The following is a 16,270-nucleotide window of genomic DNA, read 5'->3' on the forward strand; positions in this document are numbered from 1 at the left end:
GGCTCATTCGGCGATCGCGATCTTGATGCGTTCGGGATCCGGCCGGCAGGCCAGGTCGAAGGCGTCCTGCACCCCGTCGATGCCGAACGTGTGGGTGAGGTAGGCGCCCAGCAGCCAGGGGTGCTCGGCGGCGAACTTGCCGGCGAGCTCCAGCATCCGGCGCCGGTCCAGCGTCACACCGGATTTCAGGGTCAGGTTGTTGCGCAGCATCACCCGCATGCTGATCGGATACATCTCGTCGTCGGCGACGCCGAAGTAGAACACGGTGCCGCCGGGGGCGGCGGCGTCGATGGCGTGGTTCAGGGTGGCGACCTGGTGGCCGACGGCCTCGATGACGACGTCCGCGCGGTCACCCGGTCCGAGCTGGCTCACCCAGCGGTCGCTGGTCGCGCGCACCGCGTCGTCGACCCCGAAAGCCCTTGCCAGATCGTGGCGATCAATCGGGTCCACCCCGGTGACACGACGCGCGCCCGCCGCCTTGGCGACGTAGGAGAACAACAAGCCGATCGATCCCTGGCCGATGATCGCGACGTGCCGGTCGGCCAAGTCGCCGAGCTGCTCGCAGGCGTACAGCACGCAAGCCAGTGGTTGCAGCCCGACCGCCTGGGCAGGGGTCAACGCCGGATCGTACGGCGCCAGCCCGTCACCGTGGCTGACGATGCGTTCCATTAGGCCGTCGAATCCGGACGCCCAGCCGACGACGTGATCGCCTGGGCGGTGTGCGGGGTGCCGGCTGGCGATCACCTCGCCGGCGACCTCGTGGATGGGAAAGCCGTCCTTCTCGGGTCCGCTTCGGCCGTCGTCACCGGGGATCCGTCCCCTGGCGCCGCGAAAGGCCGGCAGATCGCTGCCGCAGACACCCGCGGCCGAAAACCGCAGTAGCACCTGCCCGTCGGCCAGGCACTCGGGAGTCTTGTCGTGGATTGTGTTGCGCTCGAACAGATACGGGGCAATGATCCGGTGGGACCACACGTCAGACCTCCACCGGGATGTTGTTCCATCCCCACTGGAAGCTGGAAGGCAGCCGGGTGGCCATGTCGCCCTGGATCGCGTAGTCCGGTACCCGGCGCAGCCATTCGGCCAGCAGCACAGCCACTTCCAGCCGCGCCAGATGATATCCGATGCAGAAGTGCTGGCCGCGGCCGAACGCCAGCGAGCGGCGGATGGGCCTGTCCCAGATGAATTCGTCGGGCTGGGGGTATTCCCGCTCGTCGCGGTTTGCCGAGGCGAGCAAGGTGATGACGCGCTGACCCGGATTCAGGGTCTGGCCGTGAATCTCGAAGGGCTTGCGCACCGTTCGGGCGAACCACTGCGCCGGCGCGCAGAATCGGATCATCTCGTCGCGCGCGACGAGCACGTTGTTGTCCAGGTCGGCCCGCACGGCGGCGAGTTGGTCGGGCCGCCGGCTGAGCTCCCAGAGTCCGTGCGCCACGATTTTGGGCACCGTCTCGGTCCCCCCGATGAAGATGCACAGCATCTGGGTCGCGACTTCCATGTCGTCGAGCGCGCTGCCATCGGGCAGGTGATAGCCGAGCAGGCCATCGACGACATCGAGCGGTCCCCCGGACGGATCGGCGCGGCGGCGCCGCACGGCGGGCAGCAGATATTCGAAGTAGTTGGGCCGCGCTTGGCCGGTGTCCACGCCTTCGCCGGGCTGCGCGAGGCTGCCGGCGTTGACCGTGGCGAGGACCTGTGGCGCGAGATCGGTCGGTATACCACACAATTCGCAGACGATGGCGGCCACCACGATGCCGCCGTAGTCCTGGGTCAGGTCGAACGAACCGCCCGGGAGCAGGGCGTCGAGGCGTTCGTTGGCCAGCGTGCGGATCCGGCCCTCCAGGTCCATGACCGACCGTGGCCTAAACGGGTGGGAGTGGGTGCGCCGGATCTCGCCGTACAGGTCCGCGTCGAACATGGCGTGAAACGGCAGCGGGTGCAGCGGCGGGTCGTCGACCGGGCCGCTGTTGTGTTGCGCGAGAACCGATGCCGGTGGCAGCGTGCCTTCCGAGGCGACGAACGTGCCGTTGTTGACTTCCAGCACCGTCCAGATGTCGTCGAAGCGCGACAGCGCGAAGCTGTCCCACTGCGGCATGTAGTACACCGGGTGGTCATCGCGCAGGATTCGGTAGTACGGCAACGGGTTCGCCATCACCGCCGCATCGAATGGGTCGTAGTGAAAGCCGACCGTGTGCAAGGGGTTTCGTCGCTCCGTCATTGCAGTGGCGATGGCGGGAGGGCCTGCAGAATGGAGTCCTCCCACCCGTCGCGCAGCGCGGGAGCCACACTCATCCACGTGACGATTTCGGCCGGTGGGCTCTCCTTCCAGGACGGATAGTGTTCGGCGAAGCAGTCCCAGCCGCCGTCCAGCGCCCAGTAGTGGATGACCTCGTTGTAGCGGAAGGTCGTGGTGAACGAACCGAGCCAGCGCTTACCGGTGCGTTCCGACCACGGAACGTACAGCCGCTCCAGTTCGCGGATGTAGTCATCCTGACGCCCCGGCTTGGTCTGCATGATCTCTTGAATCACTAGCGGCGCAGTGAAATTCGCGTCGCGAAGCTGAGCGAGCGTCTTGTTGCTGGGGCCGGGGTACATGATGCGGCCCTCCCCGGAGGCGCCGATGTCGGCCAGAAACGCCGACCATTTGCCGGACGCGGCCTCGTGGCTGCCGCCACGGGCCTGCGCGGCGCCGATCCTGGCGTAATCGGCGAAGCCGTCGATCTCCCAGATGACCGTCACCTGTGGCCAGTGACCGTTGTACGGCGTGGATTCCCAGATCGCGAACAGCCGGGCGCCGAGTAGCTCCATCATCGGCTGATACGTGTCGGTGAAGATTTCGGTGAAGCGGTCGCTTCGCCCGGATCCCAGCGAGATCGTCTCGTGCAAGTAGAGCAGTGTGTGGCCGAAGTATTTCTTCATGGACTAGTCGAGCCGGATCAGCTCTGAGTCGGCCCCCGAGCCCACATCGCACAGCAGCGTCTCGGTGGCATCGACCGTCGCGCCCGGAATGCCCACCGCCGCAAGCGCATAGCCCTTGAACATGCGGGCCGCGCCGCTGAGCAGGTGCTGCGCCCGGGTGGTCGCACGGTTCACGCCCAGAGGCCATCCCTCACCCCACAACGCGACCTCGATCAGCCGGTTGTCCAGTGACTCGAGCACCGCGCCGCGCACCCGGGCGTCGGCGGCGAACACCTCGGCGCTGACGGCCAGGCTGGTCGAGCCCGTCCCCAGCCGGGCGAGCTCCGGCTCGAGTTCCGCCGCCCGCACCCCCAGGATCCGCAGCGACCGGGTGTCGCAGCCCCGCGGGAGCAGCACGGTCACCTCCCAGCCGGCCATGGCCCGGTCGTAGAGCCAGCCGCCGGCCGATTGCACGACATCGACGGCGTTGGCCGCGACGACGTCGAGCCGGTAACGCAGACCCTCGCCGTTCGCGCGGGTTGCTTTCGCGGCGTCGGTCTTGCTGATGTCGAACGTCGGAGCGACCATCGATCCATTCCTCACCACCACCCGCCTCCGGTCGGCGGGCGGGTCTCAAGCGCTTGTCATGGGCTTTCTCAAGGCTGCAGCCGCGTCACGCATCGGGCGATGCGGCTCACCGGACAGCGTGACACTTCTGACGAAATTTGTAAAGGTCCCCGGCTGCGGGTCAGGACCCGCGGCGCGCCTCGAGGTCGGCCAGGACTTCCTCGGTGTGCTGCCCGAGTTCCGGTGCCGCAGAACGCGGTGCCCACGGCGTCCCATGGAAATCCGCGGGTGTGGCCACCATCGGCACGACTGCGTCGCCGTCGGGGACGTCGACGATGCCGCCCGCCGCATGGAACTGTTCGTCGGCGACGACGTCCTCCAGGGTGTTGATCGGTGACCAGAAGAAATCCGGTTCGCCGGCGAAGACCTGCGCCCACTCGTCGAGGGGTCGCGTGGCGAAGATTTCGTCCAGCGCGGCGATCAGCGCGGTCGAATTGACGGCGCGGGCCCGGGCATCGGCGAACCGGGGGTCGTCGCGCCACTCAGGCCGGCCCACCGCACGGCACAGCGCCGGCCAGTGCCGCTCGGGCTCCAGGCCGACTATCCAGAACCGCCGCCCGTCAGAGGCGGCGTAGTTGTTCATGCACGGGTTGCCCATCGTTTCGCGCTGGCCGATCGCGATCGGCTGGCCGCTCATCAGATAGGTGTTGAGGTCGAAGCTCACGGTGTAGGCGCCCTGCCGGTAGAGCGAGGTCGTCACCAGCTGGCCCATTCCGGTGCGTTCGCGCGCCAGCAGGGCCGCGCACACGGCCGCGGCCATCGTCATCCCGGCGGAGTGATCGCCCATGCCGCCGCGCTGAAACGGGGGCGTGTCACCGGGCCGGGTGAGCAGGTGGGCCACCCCGGCCCGGGACCAGAATGCGGCGACGTCGAAGGCGGCGCGGTCGGCGTCGGGCCCGTCTTGGCCGTATCCGGTGATGAGCCCGTAGACCAGCCGCGGGTTGGCGGCCGCCACCGTCTCGAAGTCCAGTCCGAGCCGTTGCAACGCGCCGGGGCGCACATTGGTCAGGAAAACGTCTGCGTCGGCGAGCAATTCGAACGCGGTGCCGCGGCCCGCATCGGTCCCCAGGTCCAGCACGACGCTGCGCTTGGACCGGTTGTCCATCTCGAACGGCGGGTTGAGGCCCAGGTCGCAGCCCAGCATCCGGCCGAACATGCGCGCCGGATCACCGGTGGGCGGTTCGATCTTGATCACGTCGGCGCCCCAGTCCGCCAAGATGCCGCCGGCGGCCGGTCCGGCTACCCAGACTCCGAGTTCGACGACTTTGACGCCTGCTACCGGTCCCGCCATGGGTAAGTTCCTACCCTGTAGGGGCGCCGGGGTGCACGCATCCCCCCGGTTCGGCGGTGTGGCCTCAGCTCGCCACGCGCGCTTCGCGCACCGCGAAGCTGCCGTCGTGGTCGAAGGCGGCTCGGTTGGCGTCGACGTACTCGCCGACGGTCATCGGCCGGTGCCCGCTGATCACCTCGACCAGGTTGTTCTCACCCGCGAAGACGCCGTCCTGGTAGTCCTGCGCGACGCTGCTGATGTGCTGAACGAAGAAGTCCGGCCGGCCCTGCGCCGTCAGCGCCGCGGCGAACGTGGGGATGCCAATGGGCTCGTAGCGGAGCGCGATGCCGAGCGCATCCGACATCTGCTCGGCGATGCGGTAGTGGTCGAGTTCCTCGGCACCCACCAGCGGGTAGACCTGCCGATCGTGCGGGGCCGGGTTTTGCAGGATGGCGGCGATGACGCCCGCCTGGTCACGCCCGGCGATGGGAGCGTGGCGCCCGTTGCCGAACGGCAGCCGCAGCACGCCCTCGTCACCGCTGCGCGCCCACTGCCATTTGAGCCACTCGGCGAAGAACGTCGGGCGCAGATGCGTGGTGCCGAAGGCGAACCGGTCCAGCAGCCGCTCGGCGATCCAGTGCTGCTGCGCGGCATGGCTTTTCGCCTCGCGACGCGCCGAGATCTGCGACATGTTGACCACCGCCCGCACGCCCGCCTCGCTGGCGGCTTGGGCGAAGATTGCCGTGGCCGGCAACAGGCTCCCGGGGCGATCGGGTAGCAGAAGTAGGCGGCGCTGACGCCGGCCATCGCCGAGCTGACCGCGCGGAAGTCGAGCAGATCGCCCTCGACGATCTCGGCGCCCAGGGCGGCCAGCGCCTCGGAGCGCTGGTCGCTGCGGTGCACGAACGCGCGCACCCGGTGCCCGGCGCCGAGCAGCATCTCGACGGTGGGCGCACCGGTGTTGCCGGTCGCCGCGGTGATGAGAAACAGCTGATCCGATGACATTTCTTGACTCCTTGCTGAGTAACGATGTCGTTAGTAAGATACAAGCACGTTATGCTGGATAACGCAAGCGTTAGCCAAAGGGGTTCGTGATGGAGTTCGATAACCGGCTGCACGACCGCCGGCAGTGGACGATCGGCGAGGGCTGTTCGATGTCGAAGGTCCTCGAACTGCTGAGCACCAAGACCGCCTTTCAGGTAGTCCGCGAATTATTCTTCGGCACAACGCGTTTCGAGGATTTCGTGGAACGCATCGCGACGTCGGCACCTGCGGTGTCGCGGGCCCTCAAACAGCTCGAGGCGGCGGGCATCGTCGCGCGCGTTCCATATCAGGAGCGAGGGCAGCGCGCCCGCGACGAGTACCGGCTGACCGAGGCCGGGGAGGACTTCCTGCCGGTGTTCATGTCGCTGGTGCAGTGGGGAGACGCCTACCTGCAGGACGGTCCCGCCCCCCTGAAGTTCGTCGACGCCGACACCGGCGAGACCGTCGGGGTGCGCGTGACCACCGACACCGGCACACCGGGAAAGCGCTCCGCCGATATCCGGATCCAACGCGTTACCCCATCCGGGCGTCGCACGTGATTGGGTAGAGCGGGGGCAAGCAACCGGGAGGAACGCATGACTCTAGTGGCCGGGCGTGGTCCGCTCAGCAGCGATCCCGCGGGGCGGTTCTCGCCCCCGATACCCGAGGACGTCGTCTACGTCGAACCGCATCCCCGGCGCGTGCAGGCCGTCAAGGACGGCCGCGTGGTGATCGACACCGAACGGGTGCTGATGGTGCACCGGCGCGGCCGGCCGCTGAGCTACGTGTTCGCGGCCGACGAGGTCGGCGACCTACCCAACGAGCCGGAACCCGAGGCACCCGGTTTCGTCGAGGTGCCCTGGGACGCGGTCGACGCCTGGCTGGAAGAGGGGCGCAGGCTCGTGCATTACCCGCCCAATCCCTATCACCGCGTCGATTGCCGTCCGACCCAACGCCGCCTGCGCGTGCGCGTCGCCGGCACCACGCTGGTAGACACCGACGACACGGTGATCGTGTTCGAGACCGCGCTCGGCCCACGGCTCTACGTCGATCCGGCACACGTGCGCACCGATCTGTTGCGGCGCTCCGAGACGGAGAGTTACTGCAATTACAAGGGCTTCGCGACGTATTGGTCGTTCGTCTCGGGCGACCATGTCGTCTCCGACGTCGCGTGGTGCTATCCCGGCCCGCCACCGGAAAGCCTGCCCATCAAAGGATTCCTGAGCTTCGACGACACCCGCGTCGAGATGACGGCCGAGCTGCCGGTCAGCGGCCGTAGCTAGGACGCCCCAGTCCCAGCTCGTGCTGGGCGATCATGTTGCGGAACACCTCCATGGTGCCGCCGTAGATGCCGGCGGGCACGCCGTGCCGGAAGATGAACTCGATGGCGCCGTCGTCCGCGGAACCCGTTGTGTCGGTGGGCAATGCCGATGCCGTCCCCAGCAGGTCCATCAATTCCGGGGAGACCTCACGCATGGTCTGAATCAGAGCCACCCGCCCGTACATTCCTGGAGTGGACATGGCCGCCTCGATGCGTGCCATGCTGCGCCCGAGCCGGTATTTCGCGGCGTCGTCGTCGATCGGGCGCCGCCCTGTCGCATCGGGCGTGGCCAGCACCGCCGCAACCCCGTCGGCCGCCTCGGCCATCAGGTGGCCGTGCTCCGACAGCATCGAAATGTTCTGCAGGCCATGATCTTCGGGGTCGGTAATGCCATGCTCGGCGTCGAGGGCGAACCGCATCACCGTCCAGCCGCCGTTGACCTCACCGATCCGATAGAGGTCATCGACCCGCACGTCGCTGTAGTACACGATGTTGGTGCGATCACCGTCCACCGTGCGGATGCCCTGGATCTCGATGCCGTCAGAATCCAGCGGCACCAGAAACATGGTCAGGTTCTTGTGTTTGCGTCCCTGCGGATCGGTGTTGGTCAACAGGAAGACGTACTTGGCGTTCTGCGCGTTCGAGGTGAACATCTTGGAGCCGTTGATCACCCAGCCCGATCCGTCCCGCACGGCCCGGGTCTTGCAGGTGGCGACGTCGGAGCCGCCTTCGGGCTCGGTGTAGCCCAGGCAGAGCCGGATCTCCCCGGACAGCACGCCCGGTAGGATCGCGTCGGCGAGTTCGGCCGCCCCGAATTGCTTCACCAGCCGCGCGACGACCGCCGTGGTGCCCCAGTGGAACCACGGCGTGTGCGCACGACCGATCTCGAGGTGGAAGATTCGCCGGCGCACCGGATTGAATCCCCCTTCGGACTCCGCCTGGTAGTCCGACGTCAGGTAACCCGCCTCCCCCAGCGCTAAATGCACTTGCTCACTGAAGTTTTCACCGGTCTCGCGATCGCGCCGCCGCACCTCGTCGGTGACGTGTTTCTCGATGAACGCCCGGGTCTGGTCAAAGAAGTCCTGATCCTCTGGCGAGAGAACTACACGGGAGAAGTCCATGTGACGTCTTCGATCCAACTAGGCCGCGTCGACGACCAGGGTGCGGAACCGGTCGAGGGTCTCGAGCGCGTGCGTCATGCTGTCGCCGGGGAGGTGGATGCTGACCCACGTCACGCCGAGCTTCGCCAGCTTGTCCAGGCCCTCGAGGTAGGCGTCGGCGTTGAAGTCGTCGCTCGCCGGGCTGCCGCCCTCGAAGTTGGTGAAGGTGATATCGATTCCCGACCAATCCCGTTGTGCCGCATCGCATCTGCGCCGCAGATCGTCGATGCCGTCGGCGAGCTTCTGCACGGAGTCGATGACGGCGGTGCCGGCCGTCTGGGCCAGCTGCGGCGGCGCCGGGAACGGGCACCAGCCGTCGCCGTACTGGGCCACCCGCTGCCGCGACGACGACGTGTTGCCGCCGATCCAGATCGGCGGATGCGGATCGCTCACCGGCCGGGGATGCGCGGTGATGCCGCGCGCGCTGAAATGCTTGCCCTCAAAGGATATATCGTCGCCGGTCCAGATGGCCCGGATCACCTGCAGGGACTCCTCGAACAGCTCGGCGCGCTCGTCAAAGCTCACCCCGAGTGCCGCGAACTCGCGCTTGAGGTAGCCCACGCCCACCGCCAGCGTGAAGCGCCCACCGGAGAGCAGGTCCAGGGTGGCGCCGGACTTGGCCACTACGAACGGGTTTCGGTACGGCAGCACCACGATGTTGGGGATCAGTCTGAGCGTGGACGTCGTGGCCGCCGCGAAACCCAAGGCGACAAAAGGGTCTAACGCGTCGTGTCCGCCGGCCTCAAGCCATCGCTGTGAGGGCGCCGGGTGATCGGTGAAGCCGAAACCGTGGATCCCGGCCGCCTCGGTCGCCGCTGCCACCTTGCCGATGCCGTCCCCGCTCACCAGTTCCGGGTTGTACGGATGGCTGTGCATCGGGTGGGTGATGGTGAACCGCATGGCCGTTAGAACCGCGCGCGCGAGTCGATCGCCGTGTCGCTGGTGCGCAGCGGGCGGATCAGAGCCTCCTGGGCGAACGAGGCCAGCAGGTCACCCTCTTCGGCGTGCACGGTGCCGCGCACATACGACATGCCCGCGCCGACCTGGGTGCTCTCGTGCGTATAGAGCAACCACCCGGTCCAGTCCACCGGTTCGTGGAAAGCGACGGAGATGCTCATCGGTGCGGTCGACACGGTCAGGTGCGCCTGGGCGGTGCCGATGCCCTCGTGTGCGCGCATCGTGGTGGAGATGCCCAGATGGCCGGTGAAGTAGGCGAGCAGCGCCTTGGCCAACTCGTCGCGGGTCGGGATCGGGTCGTAGTGCAGCCACGCGTAGAGCTCGGGCGGGCCGACCTCGTCGGGGCTGTTGATGTCGACGACGTCGACGAGGCGTAGCTCGCGGCCGACCATCGGCATCGGCGAGTGGTGGGCGTCCGCCGGGGCGGCCACATCGGGGCGGGGCAGGTGGTGCCGGATGACATCGTCGGTCGGGACGTCGGCCAGCACGGTGATGCTCAGGCAGCGCCGGCCGTTCTGGTGCACGGCGACCACCGCCGTGGCGGTGGACCGGCCTTCGGACACGACGTCGATGACGAGTTCGATCGGCGGACCGACGACGACGGCACGGGAGAACACCGCGTGCGCCGAGCGCACCGACTTGTCCGGAAAGCGCTTCGCCACCGCGACGATCGCTTGGGCGAGCACCTGGGTGCCTTCGACGACCTGGCGTTCGTCGCCGGCGGCGATGCCGGTCTCACCGGTGAACCGGTCGTCCCCGTCGGCCTGTACGTCGAACAGATCCAGCAGGCCCTGCACGGTCCATTCGGTCTGCGCGGATTCCTCAGACGCCTTCGTCAACCCACTCCACCTCTCGAACTCAGCTCAGCGCTCAGCGTGACACTTTGAGTAGGATTTGTAAAGCTCGGCTAACAAGACGCCGAGCCGGGCCAATCCGGCCAAGATCGACGCGTACCACCAGGCGGTGGCGCGGGAGCTCGCCGATCGGCAGATTGACACCGGTACCCGCGGTGCATGACACTTTTTCGGTGTTTTGTAAAGCGGACCGATTTGCCGAAGGCGGGAACGGATGATTCCCGAGCCGCTGGCTAACGGATTCTGCTTCGGGGAGGGCCCGCGCTGGTTCGAGGGCCTGCTGTGGTTCTCTGACATGCTGGGCGAGGCCGTCCACACCGCGACCATGGGTGGTTCGCTGACCACGCTGCCGCTGCCCGGTCACTCGCCGTCGGGTCTGGGCTTCCGGCCCGACGGGTCGCTGCTGATCGCCTCGACCGAGGACCGGCAGGTGCTGCGCTATGACGGCGAAACCGTCGTCACCATCGCCGATCTCGCCGACCTGGCGCCGGCCAGCCTCGGCGACATGGTCATCGACGACGCGGGCGGTGCCTACATCGGCTGCCAGGCGCTCAGCGATGGGGTCATCCTTCGTCTGGACCCCGACGACGGCGCCGCCGTGGTGGCCGACGACCTCGACTTCCCCAACGGCATGGCGATCACCCCGGATCGCAAGACGCTGATCGTCGCCGAATCGACGGGCCGGCGGCTGACCGCGTTTTCCATCGCCGACGACGGCGCCCTGTCGGACCGCCGGCTTTTCGCCGACGGCCTGGACGGCCCGCCCGACGGCATCGCGCTGGACGCCGAGGGTGGGGTGTGGGCGTCGATGACGCTGGCCCACCAATTCGAGCGGATCGTGGCGGGCGGCACCGTGACCGACCGCATCGACATGGGCGACCGGGTCGCGATCGCGTGTGCCCTCGGCGGCCCGCAGCGCCGCACCCTGTTTCTGTTGTCGAGCACGGACGCCTATCCTCAGCGCCTGGTCGGCACCCGGCTTTCCCGGCTGGATGCCGTCACGGTGACCACTCCCGGCGCCGGCCTGCCCTGACCCGAGAGGTTGACGATGACCGACGCCTATTACGAGCTGATCGACCCGACCGGTGACGACGCCGGGCTGGGCGAGAAGTTCCGGGCGACCGATCTGGCGCGCGGCACCTGGTCGGCGGCCATCCAGCACGGTGGTCCGGTGTCGGCGCTGCTGGTCCGGGCGCTGGAGCGGTGCGAGCAGCGCGACGACACGCGCCTGTCCCGGGTCGTCATCGACCTGCTGGGCGGCGTGCCGGCCGAGGGCGACCTGTGGGTGCGCGCGGAGGTGCAACGCCCCGGCAAGCAGATCGAGCTGCTCAGCGCCGAGATGCTGGCCCCCGGCCCGGACGGCGCACCGCGCCCGGTGGCGCGCGCCAGCGGGTGGCGGTTGCAGCACCAGGACACCGAGCCGCTGGCGCACGCCGCGGCGCCGCTGCCCCGGCCAAGGTCCGAGGCGTTCGACCGCAACCTCAAGGCGCGGGACTGGGACCGCAATTACGTGCACAGCCTTCAGTGGCTGTGGCTGACCGAGCCGCTCAGCAAGGGGCCCGGCGAATCCTGGATCAACCCGACCGTCGACCTGGTCAACGGCGAATCCATGACGCAGCTGGAACGGCTGTTCGCAGTGGCCGACTGCGCCAACGGCATCGGCAGCAAGCTCGACATCACCAAATGGACTTTCCTCAACACCGATCTGGCCGTGCACGTATTTCGTGTTCCCGACGGCGACTGGATCGGCATTCGGGCGGAGACCAGCTACGGGCCGGACGGCATCGGGACGACCATCGGCACGTTGTTCGACGAGCAGGGCGCGGTCGGCGCCATCCAGCAGTCGGTGCTGGTGCGCCGGCGCCCGCCTCGGGCCTAACGTGGGAGCGAATCACCATGACACCTCGGCGACACCGCGAAAAGTTTGAATCATGAGCCAGCCGGCCCGGGCGACGACGATCGCCGAAACGGACACCTCGACGCGTCAGCGCATCCTGGCGGCCACCGCCGAGGTGCTCGGCCGCAACGGCAAGACCAAGCTGAGCCTGTCCGACGTCGCCACCCAGGCGGGCGTCTCCCGCCCGACGCTGTACCGCTGGTTCGCGTCGAAAGAGGAGCTGCTGTCGGCGTTTTCGGCCTACGAGCGTCAGATCTTCGAAAGCGGATTGGTGAAGGCGACCGCGGGGCTGAAGGGCGTGGACAAGCTCGACGCCGTGTTGCGGTTCATCGTCGAGTACCAGCATTCGTACTCCGGGGTGCGCATGGTCGACGTCGAGCCTGAGCACACCATCGCCCAGTTCTCCTGGGTCATCCCGCAGATGCGCGAGGGCCTGCAGCGGCATATGCCCGGTCCCAACGCCGCGGTCAAGGCGGCGACGGTGATCCGGATTGCGATCTCGCACTACATCGTGCGAAGCGATGACGCCGATCAGTTTTTGGCGCAGCTGCGCCACGCGGTGGGAATCAAGGGCAGCTGAGTCGCGGCCGTCTGATCAGTCGAACAGCACCGCGGCGTTGAGGTAGCCGGTCGGGTCCAGCGCACTCTTGAGGGTCCGCATCGCGGCGATGTCGGCGGGCTCCCGTGACATGGCGAGGTAGGGCCGTTTTCGGCTGCCGACGCCGTGTTCGGAGCTGACGTTTCCGCCGGATCGCGCGATGAGGTCCATCATCGGCTCATACAGCACCCGCTCCCGGTCGGCCGGACAGCGCAACACGTTCAGGTGCAGGTTGCCCTCGCCGATGTGACCGAACAGCACCGGCAGCGCGTCGGGGGCATGCATGTGGACCAAATCGACCGCGTGCCTTTCGAATTCGCCGATAGCCGACAGCGGCAGCGAGACATCGAACTTCAGCGGCGGCCCGTACACCCCGAGCACCTCGGCCAAAGATTCGCGAACCTGCCACAACCGTTGCTGCGCAGCAAGATCCACGCCGACCGCGGGGTCGGCGCGCATCGGCACGTCGTCGAGCAACTCGGCGAGCCGCTCGGTCTGGTCGTGATCGGCGGCCAATTCGATCAGCAGCAACCACTCGCCGGCGACGGGGGCGCCGACGCCGCGGTGCTCGCCGGTCAGCGCTGCGGCCCGGCCGTCGATCAATTCCAGGGCGGCGATGCCGTCCACGTCGCGGAACACCCGGCCCGCCTCCACCAGCGCCTCGAGATCGGCGAACCCGCAGATCGCCGTCACCCGGTGCGACGGGGTGGCATGCAGCCGCAGGTCCAGCTCGGTGATGACGCCCAGGGTGCCCTCGGCGCCCACGAACAGCGCGGGCAGGTCGTAGCCGGTGTTGTCCCGGCGCACCCGGCTGTGCCGGTGCAACAGGGTGCCGTCGGGCAGCGCCACCTGCACGCCGAGCACCTGCTCGCCCATGTTGCCGTAGCGCACCGTGCGCAGGCCGCCGGCGTTCGTCGACGCCATCCCCCCGACGGTCGCGGTGTCGCGGGCCGCCAGATCCACGCCGAACACCAAACCGGCCCCGCCCGCGGCCCGTTGCACCGCGGCCAGGGTGGCTCCGGCGCCCACCTCGACGCGGCGCTCCACCGTGTCGACGTCACCGACGGCGTGCAGCCGCTCGGTGGACAACAACACGTCGTCGTGCTCGGGAACGGTGCCGGCCACCAGCGAGGTCCGACCGCCCTGCACCGTCACGTGCGCCCCGGCGTCCCGGCACACCCGCAGCACCTCGGCGACCTGCTCGGCCGTACCCGGCCGCACCAGCGCGCTCGCCCTGCCCCGGTACCGGCCGGTGTGGTCCACGCTGCGCGCCGCCAGCACATCGGGGTCGGTGACGACGTGGTTCGATCCGACCAGGCTCGCCAGACTGCGCAGCATGTTCGCGGTTATAGCACCGCGGGCGCGCGTCGCTCACACCGGCCGCGAGTTGTGCGGTGTCAGCCCGAGGGAGGCGGCACCGCGCGGAAACATCCTTCGAAATGGCCGTTCTCGATCCCCACGGTCTGCATGAAAGAGTGCGCGACGACGGGTCCGACATGCCGAAATCCCGCCTGCCGCAACGCGCGGGCCAGCTGATCGGACTCCGGGCTGGTCATCCGGCCGTCGGCCCAGCTCCGCAACCGATGATGTTGGCGCGCTTGATGTTTCCAGGCCAGGCGCGCCAACGAGTGTTCGGACAGCAGGCGAGCGTTGTGCAGCGTCGCCTCGATCTTTCGCCGATTGCGAATGATGGAGGTATCGGCCATCATTCGCTCGACGTCGTCGTCGGTCATCGCGGCCACCGCGGCCGGGTCGAACCCGTGAAACGCCGCGCGCAGGCTGTCCCGCTTGTCGAAGACGGTTCCCCAGGACAGGCCGTTCTCGAAATACGTCAGCACCAACGCCTCGAACAGCTCGGCCTCGTCGCGGGTCGGCCTGCCCCACTCGTCGTCGTGATAGGCGATCAGATCGCGGCCCGTCTCGCTGGCCCAACGACACCGGACGACGCCGTCGGCACCGGACACCACGGTCGGCAGCTCCGGTGCCATGTCGACACCGGCCATCGCCTTCACCGCGCTTATCCCTTCGGCACTTCGGTGAATCCCGGTTCTCCGCCCTCCACAACGGAATTGAACCGGATTCGAGTCTCCAGGCGCTCGCTGATCTCGTGGATCACACTCTCGGGAAGCGCCGTGACGTCGAAGTTTTCGCGGATGCGTGCGGGGTTGACCGATCCGGTGAGAACCGCGCTGCCACGCTGGATGCCCCAGGCTAAAAGCACTTGCGCCGGTGTCTTCTCGAACTGCTGGGCCACCGAAACGATGAGGGGGTCGTCGAGCAATCGGGGTTCCAATGCATGCCCCAGCGACGCGAATGCCAGTAAAACGATGCCCTCGGCCGTCAGATAATCGTGCAGGTCCCACTGCGGATGGTAAGGGTGCGACTCGACCTCCACGACCGCCGGCTTGATGCGGGCGGTTTCGACGACCTGGCGGGTGCGTTCGACGTCGATGTCGGACAGGCCGATCGCGCCGGTAAGTCCCTCGTCGACAAGGCTTTCCATCGCGGCCCACGTTTCCTTTAGCGTGACGCCGGTGTCATAAACGACAGCTCCGTGGATGTCGCGGGGATCTTGATCATCGCCGGGCCTGAACGCGAACGGGGTGTGCACCAGATACAGGTCGACCGCGTCGAGCCCTAGCCTGTCAAGGCTCGCGCGCAGCGCCGGCTTCACGCGTTCCGGTCGATGGTTGTTGTTCCACAGCTTGGTCGTCACGAACAAGTCCTCCCGGCGGACGGTTCCGTCGGCGAACAACTCTTTGAGCGCCACACCGACCTCGGCTTCATTGCGGTAGCGCTCGGCGGCGTCGAGGTGGCGGAAGCCGACCTCGACCGCGGTCTTGACGGCGTTGCGGGTTTGCGTGTTGTCAGAGAGTGACGTCCCGAACCCGAGCGCCGGAAGGTGACCGCTGCCGTGGTTCAAGGCGAATGTCTGCTGATTGGGGCCGGTGATCGTTGCCATTCTAATCGCGCTCCTCGTCTGCGCTCCGATTTAATAAATGACCAGTCGTCTATTTAACTCGTGCCGCGACGATGACATTCCTGGTCTTACCCATCAATCCAGGAGTGCGGGGACCGTGACCGCTTCGAACCGATCGTATGGGCTACGACTGCGGGTCACCTTGCCGCGCAGGGCAGCCCCTTCCCATGCCTCGATCAACTGGGCTGCGAGTTGCTCCGCATCAAGGCCCGCTCGAATCTCTCCCGATCCACTCTGGCCGGAACGCACACATTCCGCGATAGCCGTGTCCCAGCGATCGAGAATGCGGACGAGTTCGGCACGCACCTGGTCGCTGGATCCCCCGAGCTCGAGCGAGAGGTTGCCGACCAGGCAGCCGAGCAGGAAGTTGCCGGTTTCGTGCTCGTCGGCGAGCGCGTGGAAGAAGCGGGTGATTCGCTCCCGCGCCGATCCGGCCGCCCCAAGGATGGGCACCAACCGCGCTTCAATATCGGCCCAATAATGCTCGAGGATGGCCGCGGCAAACGCCTCTTTACTGGGGAAGTACGCGTAGAACGACCCCTTCGGTACGCCGGCCGCGTCGGTGATGTCTTTGACGCCGCTGGCCGCAAACCCCCGTGCATGTACGAGGTCGAGTCCTGCCGCCAGCAGGCGGCGCGGCACGTCGGGGTTTGGCGGGCGTGGCATCTCACCGATCTTAGCCGACCGG

The 16,270-nt window shown here is 67.7% G+C and carries 18 protein-coding genes and 1 pseudogene; 5 read left to right on the forward strand and 14 right to left on the reverse strand.

Features of this window, described 5'->3' with window-relative positions; translation table 11 throughout:
* Positions 1–3: 3 nt before the first annotated feature.
* The 7 genes and pseudogenes from MTY59_RS06400 to MTY59_RS27915 all read right to left on the reverse strand — a co-directional run.
* Positions 4–972: a zinc-binding dehydrogenase gene (locus tag MTY59_RS06400; protein ID WP_221044927.1), complete on the reverse strand. Its 969-nt coding sequence runs from the start codon at positions 970–972 to the stop codon at positions 4–6.
* Position 973: 1 nt separating this feature from the next.
* Positions 974–2,215 carry a cytochrome P450 gene (locus MTY59_RS06405; protein WP_221044928.1) on the reverse strand — a complete coding sequence of 414 codons (1,242 nt, stop codon included), beginning with the start codon at positions 2,213–2,215 and terminating at the stop codon, positions 974–976.
* Positions 2,212–2,916, reverse strand: a complete 705-nt coding sequence (locus MTY59_RS06410) for an NIPSNAP family protein (RefSeq protein ID WP_221044929.1) — start codon at positions 2,914–2,916, stop codon at positions 2,212–2,214. The genes MTY59_RS06405 and MTY59_RS06410 overlap by 4 nt, the downstream gene beginning before the upstream one ends.
* Before the next feature lie 3 nt (positions 2,917–2,919).
* Positions 2,920–3,483 (reverse strand): hypothetical protein, encoded by a 564-nt coding sequence (locus tag MTY59_RS06415; protein WP_221044930.1) that lies wholly within the window; start codon positions 3,481–3,483, stop codon positions 2,920–2,922.
* Between the two features lie 160 nt (positions 3,484–3,643).
* A complete protein-coding gene (locus MTY59_RS06420; protein WP_221044931.1) occupies positions 3,644–4,813 on the reverse strand; it encodes a CaiB/BaiF CoA transferase family protein in 1,170 nt (389 codons plus the stop codon).
* Positions 4,814–4,877: 64 nt separating this feature from the next.
* Positions 4,878–5,546 (reverse strand): Rossmann-fold NAD(P)-binding domain-containing protein, encoded by a 669-nt coding sequence (locus tag MTY59_RS27225; RefSeq protein ID WP_250160730.1) that lies wholly within the window; start codon positions 5,544–5,546, stop codon positions 4,878–4,880.
* Positions 5,547–5,626: 80 nt separating this feature from the next.
* Positions 5,627–5,797: pseudogene (locus tag MTY59_RS27915) on the reverse strand (NmrA family NAD(P)-binding protein); the annotation flags it as partial.
* A gap of 89 nt (positions 5,798–5,886) precedes the next feature.
* Here MTY59_RS27915 and MTY59_RS06435 point away from each other — a divergent pair.
* Complete coding sequence (locus MTY59_RS06435) at positions 5,887–6,375, forward strand: winged helix-turn-helix transcriptional regulator (RefSeq protein WP_221044934.1); 489 nt, start codon at positions 5,887–5,889, stop codon at positions 6,373–6,375.
* Between the two features lie 36 nt (positions 6,376–6,411).
* Entirely contained in the window at positions 6,412–7,098 is a 687-nt protein-coding gene (locus tag MTY59_RS06440; protein ID WP_221044935.1) for a DUF427 domain-containing protein, read from the forward strand.
* Here the strand turns inward: MTY59_RS06440 and MTY59_RS06445 are convergent.
* From MTY59_RS06445 to MTY59_RS06455, 3 genes are read right to left on the reverse strand one after another with little or no spacing between them, the layout of a single operon-like run.
* Positions 7,082–8,257: an acyl-CoA dehydrogenase family protein gene (locus MTY59_RS06445; protein ID WP_221044936.1), complete on the reverse strand. Its 1,176-nt coding sequence runs from the start codon at positions 8,255–8,257 to the stop codon at positions 7,082–7,084. The genes MTY59_RS06440 and MTY59_RS06445 overlap by 17 nt on opposite strands.
* An 18-nt stretch (positions 8,258–8,275) precedes the next feature.
* Positions 8,276–9,196 carry an LLM class F420-dependent oxidoreductase gene (locus MTY59_RS06450; protein ID WP_221044937.1) on the reverse strand — a complete coding sequence of 307 codons (921 nt, stop codon included), beginning with the start codon at positions 9,194–9,196 and terminating at the stop codon, positions 8,276–8,278.
* A gap of 5 nt (positions 9,197–9,201) precedes the next feature.
* Entirely contained in the window at positions 9,202–10,092 is an 891-nt protein-coding gene (locus tag MTY59_RS06455) for an acyl-CoA thioesterase (RefSeq protein WP_221044938.1), read from the reverse strand.
* Positions 10,093–10,321: 229 nt separating this feature from the next.
* Here MTY59_RS06455 and MTY59_RS06460 point away from each other — a divergent pair, with 229 nt between their 5' ends.
* Genes MTY59_RS06460 through MTY59_RS06470 form a run of 3 tightly spaced genes read left to right on the forward strand, consistent with a single transcriptional unit; the run spans position 10,322 to position 12,584 of the window.
* Entirely contained in the window at positions 10,322–11,140 is an 819-nt protein-coding gene (locus MTY59_RS06460) for an SMP-30/gluconolactonase/LRE family protein (RefSeq protein WP_221044939.1), read from the forward strand.
* A 15-nt stretch (positions 11,141–11,155) separates the two neighbouring features.
* Complete coding sequence (locus tag MTY59_RS06465; protein ID WP_221044940.1) at positions 11,156–11,986, forward strand: thioesterase family protein; 831 nt, start codon at positions 11,156–11,158, stop codon at positions 11,984–11,986.
* 52 nt (positions 11,987–12,038) lie between these two features.
* Entirely contained in the window at positions 12,039–12,584 is a 546-nt protein-coding gene (locus MTY59_RS06470; RefSeq protein ID WP_221044941.1) for a TetR/AcrR family transcriptional regulator, read from the forward strand.
* A gap of 15 nt (positions 12,585–12,599) precedes the next feature.
* Here the strand turns inward: MTY59_RS06470 and MTY59_RS06475 are convergent, their stop codons facing one another.
* The 4 genes from MTY59_RS06475 to MTY59_RS06490 all read right to left on the reverse strand — a co-directional run bounded on the left by MTY59_RS06475 (position 12,600) and on the right by MTY59_RS06490 (position 16,248).
* On the reverse strand, positions 12,600–13,940 hold the full coding sequence (locus MTY59_RS06475; protein WP_221044942.1) for an FAD-binding oxidoreductase: 1,341 nt from the start codon (positions 13,938–13,940) through the stop codon (positions 12,600–12,602).
* A gap of 59 nt (positions 13,941–13,999) precedes the next feature.
* On the reverse strand, positions 14,000–14,605 hold the full coding sequence (locus MTY59_RS06480) for a DNA-3-methyladenine glycosylase I (protein ID WP_250160850.1): 606 nt from the start codon (positions 14,603–14,605) through the stop codon (positions 14,000–14,002).
* A 14-nt stretch (positions 14,606–14,619) separates the two neighbouring features.
* Positions 14,620–15,564 carry an aldo/keto reductase gene (locus tag MTY59_RS06485; RefSeq protein ID WP_221044944.1) on the reverse strand — a complete coding sequence of 315 codons (945 nt, stop codon included), beginning with the start codon at positions 15,562–15,564 and terminating at the stop codon, positions 14,620–14,622.
* Between the two features lie 93 nt (positions 15,565–15,657).
* Positions 15,658–16,248 carry a TetR/AcrR family transcriptional regulator gene (locus tag MTY59_RS06490; protein ID WP_221044945.1) on the reverse strand — a complete coding sequence of 197 codons (591 nt, stop codon included), beginning with the start codon at positions 16,246–16,248 and terminating at the stop codon, positions 15,658–15,660.
* Positions 16,249–16,270 lie beyond the last annotated feature (22 nt).

It is taken from the genome of Mycobacterium senriense (assembly GCF_019668465.1).
Lineage (GTDB): Bacteria > Actinomycetota > Actinomycetes > Mycobacteriales > Mycobacteriaceae > Mycobacterium > Mycobacterium senriense.